The organism is Klebsiella sp. R445 (genome assembly GCF_051131755.1).
GTDB classification, from domain to species: Bacteria; Pseudomonadota; Gammaproteobacteria; order Enterobacterales; family Enterobacteriaceae; genus Klebsiella; species Klebsiella lignicola.
The window spans coordinates 3,317,843-3,337,345 of the sequence record NZ_CP180446.1 but is presented as its reverse complement, the minus strand read 5'-3'; the positions used below and the strand labels follow the sequence as shown (position 1 = coordinate 3,337,345).

The 19,503-nt window shown below is 56.9% G+C and carries 18 protein-coding genes; 13 read left to right on the top strand and 5 right to left on the bottom strand.

Annotation, left to right across the window (positions count from 1 at the left end):
• Both envC and ACMYSN_RS15590 read left to right on the top strand, forming a co-directional pair.
• Positions 1–1,272, top strand: a complete 1,272-nt coding sequence (envC, locus tag ACMYSN_RS15595) for a murein hydrolase activator EnvC (RefSeq protein ID WP_462495410.1) — start codon at positions 1–3, stop codon at positions 1,270–1,272.
• Positions 1,273–1,275: 3 nt separating this feature from the next.
• A complete protein-coding gene (locus ACMYSN_RS15590) occupies positions 1,276–2,217 on the top strand; it encodes a divergent polysaccharide deacetylase family protein (RefSeq protein WP_462495409.1) in 942 nt (313 codons plus the stop codon).
• Here the strand turns inward: ACMYSN_RS15590 and ACMYSN_RS15585 are convergent.
• The 3 genes from ACMYSN_RS15585 to kbl form a co-directional block, all read right to left on the bottom strand.
• Positions 2,214–3,011: a glycosyltransferase family 2 protein gene (locus tag ACMYSN_RS15585; RefSeq protein ID WP_462495408.1), complete on the bottom strand. Its 798-nt coding sequence runs from the start codon at positions 3,009–3,011 to the stop codon at positions 2,214–2,216. The genes ACMYSN_RS15590 and ACMYSN_RS15585 overlap by 4 nt on opposite strands.
• A 190-nt stretch (positions 3,012–3,201) precedes the next feature.
• Entirely contained in the window at positions 3,202–4,227 is a 1,026-nt protein-coding gene (gene tdh, locus ACMYSN_RS15580; protein ID WP_462495407.1) for an L-threonine 3-dehydrogenase, read from the bottom strand.
• 9 nt (positions 4,228–4,236) lie between these two features.
• Positions 4,237–5,430, bottom strand: a complete 1,194-nt coding sequence (kbl, locus tag ACMYSN_RS15575; RefSeq protein ID WP_462495406.1) for a PLP-dependent aspartate aminotransferase family protein — start codon at positions 5,428–5,430, stop codon at positions 4,237–4,239.
• Between the two features lie 212 nt (positions 5,431–5,642).
• Here kbl and rfaD point away from each other — a divergent pair, with 212 nt between their 5' ends.
• From rfaD to ACMYSN_RS15550, 5 genes are all read left to right on the top strand, one after another.
• Positions 5,643–6,623: an ADP-glyceromanno-heptose 6-epimerase gene (rfaD, locus tag ACMYSN_RS15570; RefSeq protein WP_123757119.1), complete on the top strand. Its 981-nt coding sequence runs from the start codon at positions 5,643–5,645 to the stop codon at positions 6,621–6,623.
• A gap of 79 nt (positions 6,624–6,702) precedes the next feature.
• Positions 6,703–7,761 (top strand): ADP-heptose--LPS heptosyltransferase RfaF, encoded by a 1,059-nt coding sequence (gene rfaF / locus ACMYSN_RS15565; RefSeq protein WP_462495405.1) that lies wholly within the window; start codon positions 6,703–6,705, stop codon positions 7,759–7,761.
• 3 nt (positions 7,762–7,764) lie between these two features.
• Complete coding sequence (rfaC, locus tag ACMYSN_RS15560) at positions 7,765–8,736, top strand: lipopolysaccharide heptosyltransferase I (RefSeq protein ID WP_462495404.1); 972 nt, start codon at positions 7,765–7,767, stop codon at positions 8,734–8,736.
• On the top strand, positions 8,736–9,644 hold the full coding sequence (locus ACMYSN_RS15555) for a sugar glycosyltransferase (protein WP_462495403.1): 909 nt from the start codon (positions 8,736–8,738) through the stop codon (positions 9,642–9,644). The genes rfaC and ACMYSN_RS15555 overlap by 1 nt, the downstream gene beginning before the upstream one ends.
• Complete coding sequence (locus ACMYSN_RS15550) at positions 9,622–10,791, top strand: O-antigen ligase family protein (RefSeq protein WP_462495402.1); 1,170 nt, start codon at positions 9,622–9,624, stop codon at positions 10,789–10,791. The genes ACMYSN_RS15555 and ACMYSN_RS15550 overlap by 23 nt, the downstream gene beginning before the upstream one ends.
• A gap of 88 nt (positions 10,792–10,879) precedes the next feature.
• Here ACMYSN_RS15550 and ACMYSN_RS15545 read toward each other — a convergent pair whose 3' ends face one another.
• A complete protein-coding gene (locus ACMYSN_RS15545; RefSeq protein ID WP_462495401.1) occupies positions 10,880–11,953 on the bottom strand; it encodes a glycosyltransferase family 9 protein in 1,074 nt (357 codons plus the stop codon).
• 21 nt (positions 11,954–11,974) lie between these two features.
• Positions 11,975–12,937, bottom strand: coding sequence for a polysaccharide deacetylase family protein (locus ACMYSN_RS15540; RefSeq protein ID WP_462495400.1), 963 nt, complete (start codon positions 12,935–12,937; stop codon positions 11,975–11,977).
• Between the two features lie 111 nt (positions 12,938–13,048).
• Here ACMYSN_RS15540 and rfaQ point away from each other — a divergent pair, with 111 nt between their 5' ends.
• The 6 genes from rfaQ to ACMYSN_RS15510 all read left to right on the top strand — a co-directional run bounded on the left by rfaQ (position 13,049) and on the right by ACMYSN_RS15510 (position 19,502).
• On the top strand, positions 13,049–14,125 hold the full coding sequence (rfaQ, locus tag ACMYSN_RS15535; protein ID WP_462495399.1) for a glycosyltransferase family protein: 1,077 nt from the start codon (positions 13,049–13,051) through the stop codon (positions 14,123–14,125).
• Positions 14,122–15,249: a glycosyltransferase family 4 protein gene (locus tag ACMYSN_RS15530; RefSeq protein WP_462495398.1), complete on the top strand. Its 1,128-nt coding sequence runs from the start codon at positions 14,122–14,124 to the stop codon at positions 15,247–15,249. The genes rfaQ and ACMYSN_RS15530 overlap by 4 nt, the downstream gene beginning before the upstream one ends.
• Before the next feature lie 2 nt (positions 15,250–15,251).
• Positions 15,252–16,346 carry a glycosyltransferase gene (locus ACMYSN_RS15525; protein ID WP_462495397.1) on the top strand — a complete coding sequence of 365 codons (1,095 nt, stop codon included), beginning with the start codon at positions 15,252–15,254 and terminating at the stop codon, positions 16,344–16,346.
• Between the two features lie 30 nt (positions 16,347–16,376).
• Positions 16,377–17,366 carry a glycosyltransferase gene (locus ACMYSN_RS15520; protein ID WP_462495396.1) on the top strand — a complete coding sequence of 330 codons (990 nt, stop codon included), beginning with the start codon at positions 16,377–16,379 and terminating at the stop codon, positions 17,364–17,366.
• 91 nt (positions 17,367–17,457) lie between these two features.
• A complete protein-coding gene (waaA, locus tag ACMYSN_RS15515) occupies positions 17,458–18,732 on the top strand; it encodes a 3-deoxy-D-manno-octulosonic acid transferase (protein ID WP_462495395.1) in 1,275 nt (424 codons plus the stop codon).
• Positions 18,732–19,502, top strand: coding sequence for a glycosyltransferase family 2 protein (locus tag ACMYSN_RS15510; RefSeq protein WP_462495394.1), 771 nt, complete (start codon positions 18,732–18,734; stop codon positions 19,500–19,502). Before waaA ends, ACMYSN_RS15510 begins: the two co-directional genes overlap by 1 nt.
• The last annotated feature ends 1 nt before the right edge of the window (position 19,503 follow it).

The following is a 19,503-nucleotide window of genomic DNA, read 5'->3' as shown; positions in this document are numbered from 1 at the left end:
ATGAGGGGAAAGGCGACTTATTCAAACACATGGATCGCAACGGCTGTTCGATCCGTCCTTTACGCCAGCGCACTCAGCGCTGGCGTATTGCTGTGCGCCGCACCCGCTCAGGCGGACGATCGTGACCAGCTAAAATCCATTCAGGCTGACATCGCCGCGAAACAGCAGGCGATCAAGCAGCAGCAACAGCAGCGCGCTTCCCTGCTCGCCCAGCTCAAGGCCCAGGAAGAAGCCATTTCCGCCGCGGCCCGTAAACTCCGTGAAACCCAGGACACCCTTAATCAGCTGAATAAGCAGATTAACGAGATGAACGCGTCTATCGCGAAGCTCGAGCGCCAGCGCGCCTCCCAGGAGCGCAACCTCTCCGCTCAGCTCGATGCCGCGTTCCGCCAGGGGCCGCACACCGGGGTGCAGATGATCCTCAGTGGCGAAGAGGGGCAGCGTAACCAGCGCATGCAGGTCTATTACGGTTACCTGAACCAGGCTCGCCAGGAAACCATCCTCCAGCTGAAGCAGACCCGTGAAGAGGTCGCCGCCCAAAAGGCCGATCTGGAAGAGAAGCAGAGCCAGCAGCAGACGCTGGTTTACGAACAGCGGGCACAGCAGGCGAAGCTGGAACAAGCACGCAACGAACGTAAGAAAACCCTTTCAGGCCTTGAATCCTCCATTCAGAAAGGCCAGCAGCAGCTTGGCGAAATGCGGGCCAACGAATCGCGCCTGCGTGGTCGCATCGCTCAGGCGGAAGCCGCGGCGAAGGCCCGTGCCGATCGAGAAGCCCGCGATGCGCAGGCCGTGCGCGATCGCCAGCAGGATGCATCCCGTAAAGGCACCACCTACAAACCAACGGAAAGCGAGCGTTCGCTGATGTCTCGTACCGGCGGTCTGGGCTCGCCGCGCGGTCAGGCCTACTGGCCGGTTCGCGGAACGTTGCTTCATCGTTATGGCGAACAGCTGCAAGGTGAACTACGTTGGAAAGGGATGGTTATCGCTGCGTCTGAAGGTACCGAGGTCAAGGCAATTGCCGATGGCCGGGTAATCCTCGCCGACTGGCTGCAGGGCTACGGCCTGGTAGTCGTGGTCGAACACGGTAAAGGTGACATGAGCCTTTACGGCTATAACCAAAGCGCGCTGGTCAGCGTCGGCACTCAGGTCCGGGCGGGCCAGCCGATTGCTCTCGTAGGCAGCAGCGGCGGTCAGGGCCGCCCGTCGCTCTATTTCGAAATTCGTCGCCAGGGTCAGGCGGTCAATCCACAGCCGTGGTTGGGAAGATAAGTTTTGCTTCAATTTCGCAGAATTGCATTCGCGGTAGCCGGTACGCTGGCTATGGCATCGCCCGCATTTGCCGGCAAACTCTCCATTGTTATCGACGACTTTGGCTACCGTCCCCAGACGGAAAGCCAGGTGCTGGCGCTGCCAGCGACCATCTCCATTGCCGTTTTACCGAACGCGCCCCATGCGCATGAAATGGCGACCCGGGCGCACAATCTCGGTCACGAAGTACTGATCCACCTGCCGATGGCGCCAATCAGCAAACAGCCGCTGGAAAAAGATACCCTGCGCCCTGATATGAGCAGCAGTGAGATCGAACGCATCATCCGCGACGCCTATAGCAAGGTGCCCTACGCCGTTGGCCTGAACAACCATATGGGCAGCGCGATGACCTCCAGCCTGTTCGGCATGCAAAAGGTGATGCAGGCGCTGGAGCGCTACAACCTCTACTTCCTCGATAGCGTCACCATCGGGAATACCCAGGCCATGCGCGCCGCGCAGGGGACCGGGGTCAAGGTTATCAAGCGCAAGGTGTTTCTGGATGACACACAGAATGAGGCCGATATTCGCGTCCAGTTTAATCGGGCGATCGCCCTGGCACGCCGCAATGGTTCAGCCATCGCCATCGGTCACCCGCACCCCACCACGGTGCGCGTGCTGCAGCAGATGGTCTATAACCTGCCGCCGGATATCACCCTCGTTCGCCCCAGCAGCCTGCTGAACGAACCTCAGGTCGATACCTCAACGCCAGACAAAGGCCAGCCGCCAGCGCAGAACACACAGCCGCGCAACCCGTTCCGCGGCGTGAAATTCTGCAAGCCGAAGCATCCGCCTGAGCCGGTTTCCGCCAGTCGTTTCTTCACTATCCTGAGCGAAAGCATCAGCCAGAGCACCCTGGTGCAGTACTACCAGCTGAAATGGCAGGGCTGGGATAATCCCAATAACTAAGTCGAGCGGGAATCCGTCTGCTTTTCCACGGCAGGTTCCCGTTTGTCATCATCGGCATACCAGGCTTTAAAATACTTCAGAAAACTGTACAAGGTCGCGTACAGCCCGGTGACCACCCCAACCTTTCCCTGACGCCACGCGCCGCTGAACAGATACCATTTAAAAAACGCGCCAATCGCGCTGACGATCCCGCGGCATAACGACGGCCTGATCTTCTGGTTTTTAACCAGCCGGGTAGTGTAGCCATTCAGCTTATTAAACACTTCGTGCAGCGAATAAAACGTATCGTGGCGCACGTGGCCCGGCAGCTTGAGTGAGCGCGTGTGGCCCACCACCTGATCGTCGACCGGGCGGTCATTAAAGGCGGCGGTGGTGCGGTTGAACAAGCGGACCGGGTAATCCGGCGAGGAGACGGGATAGATAGTTCTGACCGCCTCGCCAAGCACATACCAGTAACGCGGCAGACGCCACGCGCAGGCCGGATCGGGCACCTCGCCAGCTTTCAGCTTCAGGATCGCCGCGACGACGTCGCTATCAAGAATTTCATCGCTATCCATGCACAGCACCCAGTCATGGCTGGCCAGGGCCGTGGCATAGTTCATCTGATCGCCATGGGCGGTATAGGGGTGATGATGAACCGTTAAGCCAAACTGCTGGCAGATATCCAGAGTCGCATCGCTGCTACCGGAATCAACGACAATACACTCATCCGCCACGGCGAGCAGCGGGGGCAAAACCTGCCGTAGAAGGCGGGCAGAATTACAGGTCAGCAGGCAAACAGAGAGTTTAAACATGGTTTTATAAAATTAAACGGTGATTAAACGACTGTATAAACGAATAGGTTAAAAATCGATTTAGAAATAGTGCGTTTGCGATGCAGACGCGTTGAAATGTTATCCAAAACTAAATAAAAAAAAGCGCCCGCAGGCGCTCAGTGGATCGCGACGTTACGCCCGGCCATCGCCGGGCGGCAGTCGTTATGGCTTAATCCCAGCTCAGAATCACTTTGCCGGACTGACCGGAGCGCATCGCGTCAAAGCCCTGCTGGAATTCATCGATGCCGAAACGGTGGGTGATGATCGGCGAGAGATCCAGACCAGACTGGATCAGAGCCGCCATCTTGTACCAGGTTTCAAACATTTCTCGACCATAAATCCCTTTGATTAACAGACCCTTAAAGATGACCTTGGTCCAGTCGATCGACATATCCGACGGTGGAATACCAAGCATCGCAACGCGACCGCCGTGGTTCATGGTGTCCAGCATGGTGCGGAAGGCCGGCGGCGCGCCGGACATTTCCAGCCCGACGTCGAAGCCTTCGGTCATGCCCAGTTCCGCCATCACGTCAGTCAGGTTCTCCTGCGCGACGTTGACCGCGCGGGTGACGCCCATCTTACGCGCCAGGCCCAGACGGTATTCGTTGACGTCGGTGATGACGACGTTGCGAGCACCTACGTGCTTAGCCACCGCCGCCGCCATGATGCCGATCGGACCCGCACCGGATACCAGCACGTCTTCACCCACCAGGTCGAAGGAGAGCGCGGTATGCACGGCGTTACCAAACGGGTCAAAAATGGACGCCAGATCGTCAGAAATGTTGTCAGGAATTTTGAAGGCGTTGAAGGCCGGAATCACCAGATATTGTGCGAAGCAGCCCGGACGGTTGACGCCCACGCCGATAGTATTGCGGCACAGGTGAGTACGCCCGGCACGGCAGTTACGGCAGTGGCCGCAGGTAATATGCCCTTCACCGGAAACGCGGTCGCCAATCTTAAAGCCACGCACTTCCTGACCGATACCCACCACCTCACCGACGTACTCATGCCCTACCACCATCGGTACCGGGATGGTTTTTTGCGACCACTCGTCCCAGTTATAGATGTGTACGTCAGTACCGCAAATCGCGGTCTTGCGGATTTTGATCAGCAGATCGTTATGGCCGACTTCCGGTTCCGGTACGTCGGTCATCCAGATGCCTTCTTCCGCTTTCAGTTTGGATAACGCTTTCATCTCACACCCTCAGGCAATGACGCCCAGTTGTTTGCCGATGCGGGTAAAGGCTTCCACCGCACGTTCAATTTGTTCAGGGGTATGCGCCGCAGACATCTGGGTGCGAATACGCGCCTGGCCTTTTGGTACCACCGGATAGAAGAACCCGGTGACGTAAATACCTTCTTTTTGCAGTTCGCGCGCAAAGTTCTGCGCCACCACGGCTTCGCCCAGCATCACCGGGATAATGGCATGGTCAGCGCCGGCGAGGGTAAAGCCCGCGGCGGTCATTTTTTCGCGGAACAGGCGTGCGTTGGACCACAGGCGGTCGCGCAGCTCGCTGCCGGTCTCGACCATCTCCAGCACTTTGATCGAGGCGGCGACAATTGCTGGCGCCAGCGAGTTGGAGAACAGGTACGGGCGCGAGCGCTGGCGCAACCACTCAACCACCTCTTTGCGTGCGGCAGTGTAGCCGCCAGACGCGCCGCCCAGCGCTTTGCCGAGCGTACCGGTGATGATGTCCACCCGGCCCATCACGTCGCAGTATTCATGGGAGCCACGACCGTTGTCGCCGACGAAGCCGACGGCGTGAGAGTCATCAACCATCACCAGCGCATCGTACTGGTCTGCCAGGTCGCAGACGCCTTTCAGGTTGGCAATGACGCCATCCATTGAGAACACGCCGTCGGTGGCAATCAGCACGTGACGCACACCGGCTTCACGGGCCTCTTTCAGACGCGCTTCCAGCTCCTGCATATCGTTATTGGCATAGCGATAGCGTTTCGCTTTGCACAGGCGCACGCCGTCGATGATTGAAGCGTGGTTGAGGGCATCAGAAATAATGGCATCCTCCGGCCCCAGCAGGGTTTCAAACAGGCCGCCGTTGGCATCGAAACAGGAGGAGTAGAGAATCGCATCTTCCATACCGAGGAACTCAGCCAGCTTCTTCTCAAGCACTTTGTGGCTGTCCTGGGTCCCGCAGATGAAGCGCACGGAAGCCATACCGAAACCGTGGCTGTCCATGCCGTCTTTTGCCGCGGCGATCAGTGCCGGGTGGTTCGCCAGACCCAGGTAGTTATTGGCGCAGAAGTTAATAACGTTGCTGCCGCCGACGGTGATATCCGCCTGCTGCGCCGATGTGATAATGCGTTCTTCTTTAAACAACCCCTCTGCGCGAGCGGTCTCCAGGTCATTGGTTAACTGTTTGTAAAAATCACCACGCATTGCAACTCTCCAGATTCGGCAAAATTTGGCACATATTACCCAAAGCTATACGCTGATACGAGATGATGCATGCCTTAATGAATTATTTGCAGCATTAATCACGCTCAACACCCCCTTTTCGGCGAATGGCTGAAGCCTTCTCCATGTGGTGATATGATATGAATATTCGCGTCCGGATTGTCTCTGGACGCCACACTTCAAAGGTTACAGTTATGATCATCGTTACCGGCGGCGCAGGCTTTATCGGCAGCAACATCGTTAAGGCCCTGAATGACAAAGGCATTACCGACATTCTGGTCGTAGACAATCTGAAAGACGGCACCAAGTTTGTGAACCTGGTTGACCTGAACATCGCGGATTACATGGATAAAGAAGACTTCCTGATCCAGGTGATGGCCGGCGAAGAATTTGGCGAAATCGAAGCGGTGTTCCATGAAGGCGCCTGCTCTTCCACCACAGAGTGGGACGGCAAGTACATGATGGATAACAACTATCAGTACTCCAAAGAGCTTCTGCATTACTGCCTGGAGCGCCAGATCCCGTTCCTGTACGCCTCTTCGGCGGCGACCTACGGTGGTCGCACCAGCGACTTTATCGAATCCCGCGAATACGAGCAGCCGCTTAACGTCTACGGCTACTCCAAATTCCTGTTTGACGAGTACGTCCGCCAGATCATGCCGGAAGCAGACTCGCAGATCGTCGGCTTCCGTTACTTCAACGTTTACGGGCCGCGTGAAGGCCACAAAGGCAGCATGGCGAGCGTGGCATTCCACCTCAACACCCAGCTGAACAACGGCGAAAGCCCGAAACTGTTCGAAGGCAGCGATGGCTTCAAACGCGATTTCGTCTATGTGGGTGACGTAGCTGCAGTGAACCTGTGGTTCTGGGAAAACGGCGTCTCCGGGATTTTCAACCTGGGTACCGGCCGTGCGGAATCCTTCCAGGCGGTGGCGGACGCTACGCTGGCCTATCACCAGAAAGGCAGCATCGAGTACATCCCGTTCCCGGATAAGCTGAAAGGCCGCTATCAGGCGTTTACTCAGGCGGATATGACCAACCTGCGCGCAGCAGGCTACGACAAACCGTTTAAAACCGTTGCCGAAGGCGTAACGGAATATATGGCCTGGCTCAACCGCGACAGCGATACAAATTCACAAAATCATTCGAGCGGTAACAAGGCGGCAGCTAAGTGAATCTCCGGGAGCTTACAAAAGTAAGTGACCGGAGTGAACGCAGGTAGCCAACGCAGAGACCGTTTGAAGGATGAAGTGAATGAAAATATTGGTGGTTGGCCCGTCCTGGGTGGGCGACATGATGATGTCGCAAAGTCTCTATCGCACGCTCAAGGCGCGCTATCCCCAGGCCATTATCGACGTGATGGCGCCCGCGTGGTGTCGTCCGTTGTTGTCGCGTATGCCAGAAGTCAACGAAGCCATCCCGATGCCGCTCGGCCACGGTGCGCTGGCCATCGGCGAACGTCGCAAGCTCGGGCACAGCCTGCGTGAACGTCGTTACGACCGCGCCTACGTGCTGCCAAACTCGTTTAAATCGGCGCTGGTCCCCTTCTTTGCCAATATTCCGCACCGTACCGGCTGGCGGGGTGAGATGCGCTACGGTTTGTTGAACGATGCGCGGGTGCTGGATAAAGACGCCTGGCCACTGATGGTCGAGCGCTATGTCGCGCTGGCTTACGATAATGGCGTCATGCGCAGTGCCAAAGATCTGCCGCAGCCCCTGCTCTGGCCACAGCTGCAGGTTTTCGACGGTGAAAAATCGCAGGTCTGTAACGCCTTTGCTATTTCGGCCGATCGGCCAATGGTCGGTTTCTGCCCCGGCGCGGAATTTGGCCCGGCTAAACGCTGGCCGCATTACCACTATGCCGAACTGGCAAAGCAGCTCATCGATACCGGGTATCAGGTTATCCTGTTCGGTTCGGCCAAAGATCATGAAGCCGGTAACGACATTCTCGCCGCGCTGAACACCCAGCAGCAGGCATGGTGCCGCAACCTGGCTGGCGAAACCCAGCTTGAGCAAGCGGTGGTGTTGATTGCCGCCTGTAAAGCGGTGGTCAGCAATGACTCTGGCCTGATGCACGTTGCCGCAGCATTAAACCGCCCGCTGGTGGCGCTATATGGCCCGAGCAGCCCCGATTTCACTCCACCGCTGTCGCACCAGGCGCGGGTTATCCGTCTGATTAGCGGCTATCACAAAGTCCGTAAAGGCGATGCCGAGCAAGGCTATCACCAGAGCCTGATCGATATTACGCCGCAGCGCGTGCTGGAAGAGCTGACCACGCTGCTGCAGGAAAAACCGGAACAAGAGGAAGCGTAACGGATGCGGGTATTGATCGTGAAAACCTCGTCCATGGGCGACGTCCTGCATACGCTGCCCGCGCTGACCGACGCCGCGCAGGCCATTCCCGGCATTCGTTTTGACTGGGCGGTGGAGGAAGGGTTCGCGCAGATCCCCTCCTGGCATAATACCGTCGACCGCGTGATCCCGGTCGCTATTCGCCGCTGGCGCAAAGCCTGGTTCTCTGCCCCGATTAAAGCCGAGCGTGCGGCCTTTCGTCAGGCTATTCGCGCACAACGCTACGATGCCATTATTGACGCTCAGGGCCTGGTCAAAAGCGCCGCGTTAGTGACCCGCCTGGCGCAGGGGGTCAAGCACGGCATGGACTGGCACAGCGCCCGCGAGCCGCTGGCGAGCCTGTTCTACAATCGCCGTCACGCGATTGCAAAGCAGCAACATGCCGTCGAGCGTACCCGGGAACTGTTTGCCAGGAGCCTCGGCTATACCCGACCGGCGCAGCAAGGTGATTATGCCATCGCCCGTCACTTTACGGATTTGTCAGCCGCTGCGGCTACGCCGTACCTGGTCTTCCTGCATGCCACCACTCGCGACGATAAGCACTGGCCAGAAAGCCACTGGCAGGCGCTGATTGCCCTGCTGGCCGACAGCGGTCTGCAGATTAAGCTGCCGTGGGGCGCGCCGCACGAAGAAGCGCGGGCTAAACGGCTGGCAGCAGGCCACGACTTTGTCGAGGTGCTGCCGCGGATGAGCCTGGAGCAGGTCGCTCAGGTGCTGGCGGGCGCCAGAGGCGTGGTGTCCGTCGATACCGGTCTGAGCCATCTGACCGCGGCGCTCGATAAGCCGAACTTTACGCTGTATGGACCCACCGATCCGGGGCTGATTGGCGGCTACGGTCAAAACCAGTTTGTCGTCCGCCCGGACAGCGGCAACAGCACCGGGGATATTGCCGCAGAGCAGGTGGCGCAGTTGCTGAAATCACAAGGACTGCTGTAATGGGTTCACTGTTTAAACAATTTTATCGCTACACCCGCCCGCGAGCCTACCGCCACAACGAAAATCTCTGGCCGTGGACGAAAATCACCCGCGCGGCAAGCGGGGAAATTAGCGCACTGGTTTATAAAGGAAAATCCGTTCCGCTAGTCGGCCTGAGCGAATTGAAAAACAGGGAGAGCGGTGAGGTTTTGCTTACGGCGACCGGCCCCTCCACCCGCAATATCGATTTTTCCCGACTGCCCAAAAATGTGCCGGTCATGGGCGTGAACGGCGCCTGGTTTCTCTCGGATAAACTCCGTTTTTCGTTCTATACCATTGTTGATATGGAGTTCTACGATAAGAAACCTGACGTCATTCGCTCGGTGATTAGCCAGCCCGACCTTGTGCTTTTCACCACCATGCACGGCATCGCCAAAATTTACGATCATCATGCTGACCATTTGCGTTGCCGTTTGGCGCTGATTGAAGACGGCTGCTATAAAATTTATCAGCCTAAAGTGGCCAGCAATGCGATGCAGAAAACCTATCAGCATATCGCGGCGTTGCGCTTTCATCCCGAGCGCCAGGATATCTGCTTTAGCACCGATATCCGTCATGGCGTCTTTGATGCCGGCACCGTCGTCTACTGGTCTTTGCAGATCCTCGCATGGTTAGGATTTGAAACCATCCTGATCAGTGGTCTGGACATGAGTCATTTCGCGCTCCCACGGTTCTATGAAACACAGCAGAATAAATTGCCTTCTTATCTGGCAAGCAAGGTGGATGACCTGGTCATGCCTTCCTTTTCGCACGCTGCCAACGTGCTGCAACAACACCATATTCGGGTCGTCAACTTCTCTGTAGAAAGCGCGGTTCCGGGAACGATTTTTGAGAAGGTTTCTTTTGATGAGTACTTTAAAAATCAGTAGCTACGCCAGACAGGGTTACAACATTGTCTTTCCTTTGTTTCTGTTTTTTAGCGCTATTTTTTGCGTATCAACCCGGGTAAACAACCTCCTTCATTTATCTATTTTACTGTTTCTCCTTTCACTTATTGATAAGGACAATCGCCGGGCAGTTGCAGACAGCGTGCGCCAGCAGTGGCCGGTGTATGGCCTACTGATTGTCTTTTTTGTCTACTTTGCGCTGAGCAATATTTGGGGCCAGACCTCGCAGCACATCGACTCACCGCTGACCCACGGCGTCTATCTGATTTTTTATCTCTTGCTGCTGACAACGCTGCTCGGCAACCCTCGGACCCGACACCTTGCACTGCTAAGCGTGGTTGCCGGGATAACCGTTCTGTCCCTCTGGACGATGGCTACCGATTTTTCACTGGTCCTGAAAGAACGTATGGTCTCACCAGGCAACCCCGGACCGACTAACGTGATCGACCTGGCGGGCTATTGCGGCATCGGCATTCTTTTTTGCGCGATGCTGCTTAAAGAAAAAGGCAGCCACTTCCTGTACTTACCAATAGCCATCATGCTGGTGATGCTGTTTCTGACCCAAAGCCGTGGCCCGATTATCGCACTGCTGGTGGCGTTTGTTTGTACCCTCCACCTGCAGGTGTTTACTCGTCGCAACATGCTCATTGTCGTGGCATTAGCGATGGTCCTTGGGCTACTTTTCTTCTTCACCCCAACAGGCGATCTCCTGCTGGCGCGCTTTGAAGAGCTGGGCACCCAGAGCGGATTACGCATCAGTATCTGGCATCATACGGTCGAAGAAGTCGCCAGCCAGCCGTGGCTGGGCCGCGGTTTTGACTATGCCCTGAATTTTACAAACTACAGCGGCGAACATATCACCACGACACACAGCGTCTATCTTGGCTCATTGCTGAAAGGCGGCATTATTGGACTGACGTTGCTGCTGGCAGTGGTTGTCGGGGGATGCTGGCAAGCGTGGCGTAAACAGCAGGAGGATGGCCGCTACGGGATAGCGATTTTCATCTATGCGCTGATTTTTATGGCTTCCCAGGGGATGTTTATTATCAGTAACCCGCGAGAGACCTGGCTGCTGTTTTGGCTACCGTTGGGGATTGCGCTGAGCCGTAGCCTGCAGGCAAAGCGCTAAATTCGGCATACCTGCGGGGTGAGTGCTAACCGCCCTCCCCGGCCAACAAAACAGTAAAGGGCCCGATACGGGCCCTTTTTTACGCCTGTTAGCGAGAGGCAACGAGGCTATCGGCTTGCGCTTTAATCGCCGGCCAAACGGCGTCAACCATCATATCGGCCACGTTTGTTTCCTCGCAGACGATCTGCATGGCTTTCTCATATCCCGGCGCCCAAATAGCGTATCCCGGTAAGCCGGTATCTTTGAGTTTGCGCTTGTTGTACACCGCCACCATGGGCTTATCGAACGCGCGAGCGATGTGCACGATTGCGGTATCTGCGGTAATAACGAGATCGCAGTGACGAATGATTTCCACCGCTGAATTAATATTGCTATCAGGCAGATACTGTACGCTGTCCAGATTTAACTGGCTGATTTTTGCACTATGCCCAACCATCACGACGTTCACCTCATAGGGCAACGCATGCAAGCGTTCAATCAACGTGGCGACCTGGTGATGGCAAAAGTCTTTATCCATTGACGCAGTAAATGGATTTATCGCGATACAGAGCGCACGCTCATTTCCCTGCGCTAATAAGCGCTTAACTCTTTCCCGTTCGCGGGCATCGCCGGGCAGATGATAATGGTAACCATCGCTTTCTATGCCAAATAGCCTGGTGACCTCTTTGTAGCGGGCAGAAATATGGCAGCTACTCTCAATAAAGGGAATGGACTGGTCGTACAGCTTGTACTGTTGTTTATTAAATCCGATCACGCAACCTGGACGTAAGTCAGCGAGTAATTTAAATCGCTCATAGGTTTTAACATCATCGAAATCAATAACAGCATCAAATTTTGCCTCCCGCAATGCCTTCAGCGACATGCGGGGTTGATATAAATAGACCTGCTCAAGAAAAGCGGTACCTGCAAGCATCTGTTTACAGACAGGCCCCGTCAGAACGGAAACCTTAAAGCCGCTATCGGCCAGAAGCCTTGCGCAGCCGGTCGTCACAACCATGTCTCCGACCTTGTCATCGAGGCGCAATAATAAAACGTGTTGAATGTGCGCAGGATTAAAAGGCTGACGCTCACTTTTATTTCTATAACGATAGTTAATTAAATTAAATTTAATTTCGCGGAAGAAGGCATTTTTCTTCCGCGTTAATTGCTTAACGATACGCATACGGTACCTGGTTGTGGTCTTTTATCGCTGTGTGTGTTTCTGTTGGTAGTATTCCGCCAACGTCATTCCCTTCACCTGCGGGGCCAGCCAGCTGAAAAACGCTTCCAGGTCAGCATATAAGCGCTCGATATCCTGCTCGTTTTTAAACGTTGGGCTGCCGCCAGGCATGTACTCAGAAGAGTGGAGCATATATTCAACGTAGTCATTCCCCTGCGTCAACGTCTGGGTTACGACTTTTTTCATGGTTTCGACGTTGCCACCCATCGGACGCAGCCAGTGCACCGACGGCGAGCGGACTTTGCCGCGCAGACGGTCGTAGCCCTGCTTCACGCTGTTCATCCAGCCGGAGTGTTTATACTGAATGCTCATCGGCACTTCCAGCAGCGCGGAATGCCCCTCGCGGCTGATGTCGTTCTCATCGAGGAAATAGGCATGCTGCGGGAAACGACGATAATCTGTACCGCCATCGCCCTGCGGCGCGCCTTTCGCCGTCTTCCAGTTGACCCTCGGGGTCACCGAACAATCCACCAGATAGCCATGCTCCACCAGCAGGCGAGCATAGCGCTCGTCGAAGGCCCAGCGTCCGGCGCGGTGGCTGACCATTTTGGTCTGGAAAGTCTCTTCCAGCAGATGGGTCATATAGGCGACTTTTTCACGCATTGCCGCATCAGAATATTCAACCAGGTAGGGCTTATGACGCCAGTCATCGTCGGTCAACGGGTCCGTCGGCGGGCTATTCCAGGCATGCAGGTGCATGCCAATCTCCGCCGTACCCCGGGCAATCACATCTTTGGCGAAGTCGATATAGAAGGGGTCGATCGCCATTTCATAGTTGGTCAGATAGACGGGTTTAAAACCATACTTTTCGCAAAGCTGCTGAAAACGCGGTAAATAGCGCGCATTCTCGGTGGTAATGCTGTCGTGTTTTTGCCAGAGGTTATCGCCCTCTGTATCGATCGTGATGAGAAATGCGGGTTTGTGCACGAAAACGTCCTCAGACCATACGTATCGGGTCATGGTAGAGCAATACAACGCTTCTCTCAATCTGTCTGATCCCCTAGAATCGGAAACCTGATACTGAATGAAGAACAGAGAATGACGCCTGAAACCCGCTCTCCCGGTACCGTGACCCCGGCGCGAATCCTGGTCATCAAGCTGCGCCACCATGGCGATATGCTATTGATCACGCCGCTCATTCACGCCCTCAAACAGCAATATCCCGCGGCCAGCGTCGATGTTCTGCTTTATGAAGAAACCCGGGATATGCTCGCGGCCAATCCTGACATCCGCCAGATTTTTGCCATTGACCGGCGCTGGAAAAAACAGGGGAAAGGGCATCAGCTCAGGATGGAATTCAGACTGATCCGCACCTTGCGCCAGCAGCACTACGATATGGTGCTTAATCTTGCGGACCAGTGGCCCAGCGCCATCATCACCAGACTGACCGGCGCGGCGACGCGTATCGGCTTTGACTTCCCGAAGCGCCGCCATCCGGCCTGGCGTTTCTGCCACACCACGCTGGCCTCAACCCAGGCACATCAGCGCCTGCACACGGTGCAGCAGAACCTGTCGATTCTGGCCCCGCTTGGCTTCACTCTCGATGATGCCCCGGCGCGGATGGGCTACAGCGAACAGGACTGGACCACCAGCCGTTCACTGCTGCCCGAGGGGTTTGAAAATCACTACATCGTGATTCAACCGACCTCCCGCTGGTTCTTTAAATGCTGGCAGGAAGATCGCATGAGCGCCGTGATTAACGCGCTGTCTGACGCCGGCTACGCTATCGTCCTGACCTCCGGACCGGATGCCAAAGAGAAGCAGATGGTAGATACCATTATTGCCGGCAGCCCGCAGGCGCGCCTGCACTCGCTTGCCGGCCAGCTGTCCCTGCGTCAGCTGGCGGCGGTCATCGACCATGCCCGCCTGTTTATCGGCGTGGATTCCGTGCCCATGCATATGGCAGCCGCCCTCGGTACGCCGCTGGTGGCGCTTTTTGGCCCGTCGAAGCTAACTTTCTGGCGTCCGTGGCAGGCACAAGGCGAAGTCATCTGGGCCGGTGATTTCGGTCCCCTGCCTGACCCTGATGACATTGATACCGGCACCACCGAACGGTATCTCGATTTAATCCCCACCGACGCGGTGATCGCGGCGGCGAAAAAGGTACTGGCATGAGTACATTCAGGCTGGCCCTGGTGCGACAGAAATATCGCCCGGACGGCGGCGCGGAGCGTTTCGTCTCCCGTGCGCTGGAAGCCCTTGATAGCAGCAATATTGAACTGAACGTCATCACCCGTGAATGGCAAGGGCCGGTCAAACCTGACTGGCAGATCCACATCTGCAATCCGCGCAAATGGGGCCGTATCAGCCGCGAGCGCGGTTTCGCCAATGCCGCGCGCCAACTGTGGCAGCGCGAACAGTTCGATCTGGTGCAGAGCCATGAGCGTATCCCTGGCTGCGATCTCTATCGCGCCGGTGACGGCGTACACCAGCGCTGGCTGCACCAGCGCTCGCGTATTCTGCCCGGCTGGAAAAGCCGCCTGCTGTTTGCTGACCGCTATCATCGCTATGTCATGCAGGCCGAGCGGGAGATGTATCAGGACCCGCATCTGCGGGGAGTGATCTGCAATGCCGCGATGATCAAGCAAGAGATCATCGATGATTTCGCGATCCCGGCAGAGAAGATCCACGTTATCTACAACGCCATTGACCACCGGCGGTTCCTGCCGCCCACCGCCGAGGCCTTTGCGGCTCTGCGCGCGCAGTGGGATCTCCCGCTGCAGGCGACCTGTCTGGTGTACGTCGGGTCTGGTTTTGAGCGTAAAGGACTGGAGGCGGCGATTCGCGCCATTGCGCCCACCGACCGCTATCTGTTGGTGGTGGGCAAAGACAAAGATCAGAACCGCTACCAGTCGCTGGCGAAAACGCTGCACTGTGAAAACCGGGTACGCTTCTTCGGGATGCAGTCGGAAACCCTGCCGTTTTACCAGATGGCCGACGGCCTGCTGCTGCCGACGCTGTATGACCCGTTCCCTAACGTCATTCTGGAAGCCATGGCCTGCGGTCTGCCGGTGATCACCACCACCGGCTGCGGTGGTCAGGAGTTTATCGTTCAGGGTCACAACGGGTATGTCTGCGACGCGCTGGATATTCCGGCGCTACAGCAGGCGGTGGTCGCGCTTCCCGCCCGCGCTCTGGGCTCCAGGGAAGGCGAGCGCGCCCGGGAACGCATTATGGACTGCACCAGCGAACGCTTGTCGGCGCAGCTGCTCTCCCTCTATCAGGATCTGGTGAAATAGCGATGCGCATACTGTTTGTCATTGACGGCCTGCCCGGCGGCGGCGCCGAAAAAGTGGTGCTGACTCTGGCAGAGCACTTTCTGAGCCAGGGTGAACGGGTGTCGCTGTTTTCCCTGCGCGACGTCTGCGAATATCCGCTGCCGGAAGGGCTGGATTACCAGGTCATTGCCGACCGTTGTCGCGCCCCGTGGCGCAAACTCACCGAACTGGCGCGCCGCGCCCGCCAGCTGGATGCGGCTATCGCGCAGGCCGAGCAGCAGGGCGAGTTCGATCTGGTGCTCTCCAGCCTGCATAAAACCGACCGCATCGTCGCCCGCAGCCGCCAGCTCGCCCACCGTAACCTCTGGTTCTGCCTGCATGGCGTCTTCTCCACCTCATACCTCGGTCACCGCACCGGTTTTGACCGTTGGATGAAGCAGCAGAAGATTAAGCGCGTCTACCAGGGACGCAACATCGTGAGCGTCTCCAGTGCGGTAGGCCAGGATCTGGTCGAACAGTTCGCGGTGCGCCCGGCGCAGTTAAAAACAATTTATAACCCGTTCGACATCGCCGCGCTGCGTGCCGCCGCCGATGCCCCCAGCGATCGGCCCGATGGCGACTATATTATTCACGTCGGCCGTTTTCATCCCGGCAAGCGTCATGACCGCCTGATTGAGGCCTACGCGCAAAGCGGTATTAATGCGCCACTGGTGCTGCTGGGCCAGGGCAAACCGGAGCAGGAACAGCGCCTGCGTCAACTGGCGCAACAGCACCAGGTGGCCGACAGGGTGCTGTTTAAAGGCTTTCAGCAAAACCCGCTGCCGTGGATCAAACAGGCACGAATGCTGGTGCTCAGCTCCGACAGCGAAGGTTTTGGCAACGTGGTGGTTGAAGCGCTGCTGCTGGATACGCCCGTCGCCAGCACCCGCTGTCCTGGCGGGGTCACGGAAATCCTCACTGGCGAATTAGCCCGCGGTCTGGCCGATCTGAACAGCCCGGCGCTGGCCCGGACGATGCAAAGCATTTACCATAGCCCGCCGGCCATCGAACCTTCGATGCTGGAGAAATTCAGCGTCGATACGATTTGTCAGCAGTACCGTCAATTGCGTCGCGACTGACGCCGTTATTTAACCAGGATCGAATGATTTATGAGTCAAACGCCTTTACTGAGTATCGTGGCCGCCGTCTATAACGGTGAAAAATTCCTTGCGCAATTCTTCGAGTGCCTTGAGCAACAGCAGCTGGAAAGCTATGAACTGATCCTGGTGAACGACGGCTCGACGGACGGGAGCCTCGCGGTCATCGAGGCGTGGAAAGCGCGCCTGCAAAACGTGAGGGTCCTGGAACAGGAAAACCAGGGCGTCTCGGTCGCCCGCAACACCGGTCTGGCGGTAGCGACCGGTAAGTACCTGGCGTTTCCGGATATCGACGATAAGCTCTATCCCGGCATGTACCGCACGCTGCTGGAGATGGCAGAAAAGGGCAACCTGGATATCGCCACCTGCAACGGCCGTTATGTTTACGAGACCCGCCAGGATATTCATCCGATTCTGCCACCGGACCGCCTGCCCTCGACCGGGGTTGTGCCCGGCCACGTCTGGCTCAAACAGGCGCTGGACTCGCGCAAGTTCCTGCACGTCACCTGGCTGAATATCTATCGCCGGGAATTTATCATGCAGCACCACTTCCACTTTGAGCCAGGACTGCGCCATCAGGACATTCCCTGGACCACGGAAGCGCTGCTGGCGGCAGAGCGCGTGCAGTACACCAGCGAACAATTCTACGATTACTATATTCACTCGGAATCGGTATCGCATAAACCGGACAACGACGACACCCTGATGCGTTCGGCACGCCACTACATGAAGATTCTGGAGATGCTGGACGCCATCAACGAGCGCTATCCGGACAAGGTGCGCCACATTTCCGCCTGCCGCTGGCAAATTGCCAAAGAGGGGCTGGGAATTATTCATACCTTCGATAGCATGAAAGATGAGTCAAAAAAGCATATCATCATTAAAGAGTTCTTTGACCGCGGCATCTGGCGTCTGATCTGGAAAAATGCGCGGACCTTCCGTTTACGCTGGCGCCTTGGTCGGCGCTACCTGCGGATTAAACGTTATCGCGACGCGGCGTGATTCACAATCCCGCTGTTGCCGCCAAAGAGATAGCTTTACGCGGGCTAAATGCTTAGAATTTGCCCGCTAAAACATAAAACGGATAAATAGCTTGGAATTGCTTTATACCACCCTACTCTACCTTATTCAGCCGCTGGTATGGCTGCGATTGCTGCTGCGCAGCCGTAAGGCGCCGGCCTATCGAAAGCGCTGGGCTGAACGTTATGGCTATTGTCAGAACAAGGTAGCACCGGATGGGATTCTGCTGCATTCCGTTTCCGTCGGTGAGACGCTTGCAGCCATCCCGTTAGTGCGTGCGCTGCGCCACCGCTACCCTTACCTGCCGATCACCGTCACCACCATGACGCCGACCGGCTCCGAGCGCGCCATGTCGGCCTTCGGCAAAGATGTTCACCACGTCTACCTGCCATATGATTTACCCTGCGCGATGAACCGTTTCCTCAATACCGTTCAGCCGAAGCTGGTTATCGTGATGGAAACCGAGCTGTGGCCCAATATGGTCGCCGCGCTGCATAAACGTAAAATCCCGCTGGTCATCGCCAACGCCCGGCTGTCGGAGCGTTCAGCAAAAGGCTATGCCAAACTCGGCAAGTTTATGCGTCGCCTGCTCAGCCGCATCACCCTGATTGCCGCGCAAAACGAAGAAGACGCCAATCGCTTCCTGGCCCTCGGCCTGAAGCGCAACCAGTTGGCGGTAACTGGTAGCCTCAAATTCGATATCTCCGTGACGCCAGAGCTGGCGGCACGTGCCGTGACCCTGCGTCGCCAGTGGGCGCCGCACCGCAAAGTGTGGATCGCCACCAGCACCCACGATGGCGAAGAGCAAATCATCCTGCAGGCGCACAAAAAGCTGCTGGAGACCTTCCCTGATTTACTGCTGATTCTGGTTCCTCGCCATCCTGAACGCTTCGGAGATGCGCGAGACATGGTGCAGAAAGCGGGTATGCGCTTCACGCTGCGCAGCACCGGCGAAATCCCATCGAACGATACCCAGGTGGTGATCGGCGATACCATGGGCGAACTGATGCTGCTGTACGGCATTGCCGACCTCGCTTTTGTTGGCGGCAGCCTGGTTGAACGGGGCGGTCATAACCCGCTGGAACCGGCGGCGCACGCCATCCCGGTGCTGATGGGCCCGCACACCTTCAACTTTAAAGACATCTGCGCCAAGCTGCAGCAGGACGACGGCCTGATTACGGTGACCGACGTGAGTTCACTGGTTACCCAGGTTTCTAACCTGCTGACCGACGAAGACTACCGTCTGTGGTACGGCCGTCATGCGGTGGAAGTGCTGCATCAAAACCAGGGAGCGCTTTCGCGTCTGCTGCATTTGCTGCAACCCTATCTTCCGCAGCGGAGCCACTGATGGCTCCCCGACTGTCCGTCGTGCTGATCGCCAAAAACGCGGCGGAGCTGCTGGCGGATTGCCTCGCCTCGGTGAGCTGGGCCGATGAAATTGTGCTGCTGGATTCCGGCAGCAGCGATAACACTGTCGAACTGGCCCGCAGCCTCGGAGCCACGGTCTATATCAACACCGACTGGCAGGGCTACGGCATTCAACGCCAGCGCGCTCAGGATTATGCGACCGGCGAGTTTGTGTTGATGCTTGATACCGATGAGCGCGTCACGCCGGAGCTGGAGCAATCCATCCGCCGGGTTCTGGAAGCGCCTGACAGCACTGCTGTCTACAGCATTGCCCGCCGCAACTATTTCCTTGGTCGCTTTATGCGCCATAGCGGTTGGTACCCCGACCGCGTGATGCGTTTGTACGAACGCCGCCGTTTCCGCTATAACAATAATCTGGTACACGAATCCCTTGATGCCAAAGGGGCGCAGGTTATCGACCTGTCGGGCGATTTACTGCATCTGACCTGCCGTGACTTCTCCGGCTTCCAGCAAAAGCAGCTGGCCTATGCCACCGCCTGGGCACAGGAGCGCCACCAGAAGGGGAAGAAGACCTCGCTGGCGGGTATCTTTGGCCATACGCTGGGCGCGTTTGTCAAAACGCTGCTGCTGCGCGGGGGCGTGCTGGATGGTAAACAAGGCTGGCTACTCGCCGTGGTCAACGCGCAGTATACGTTTAATAAATACACCGAGCTGTGGGCGCTGAGCCGCGGCTACTCAGAGAAAGTGTAAT